Consider the following 319-nt stretch of genomic DNA (forward strand, 5'->3'; position numbering starts at 1 on the left):
CGGCGACAAATCCAACCGCACCCGATCCGCAGACAACACCTCCTGGAACCCGACACCGTCGACCTCCGGATACACCGTCCGCAAAATCTCATGCCGCACAACAACATCCGACACCGCAGCCTGCAGAGCCTCCACATCCAACAACCCCGACAACCGAATCGCCACCGGAATATTGTTCGCCGACGACAACGTATCGAAACGGTTCAAGAACCACATCCGCTGCTGCGCCAACGACAACGGCACCCGCTCCGGACGCACCCGAGCAGTCAACGCCGCCCGCGCACCCGAACCAACCTCCGACTCCACCCGAGCAGCCAAC

General features: G+C 62.1%; 1 protein-coding gene. It reads right to left on the minus strand.

What is annotated here, in order from left to right; genetic code table 11:
- On the minus strand, positions 1-319 hold a 319-nt coding region (locus tag ASU23_RS19920; protein ID WP_156423183.1), incomplete at both ends, for a condensation domain-containing protein.

The sequence above is a fragment of the Rhodococcus sp. KB6 genome, from assembly GCF_001445685.1.
In the GTDB taxonomy this organism is placed as follows: Bacteria; Actinomycetota; Actinomycetes; order Mycobacteriales; family Mycobacteriaceae; genus Rhodococcus_F; species Rhodococcus_F qingshengii.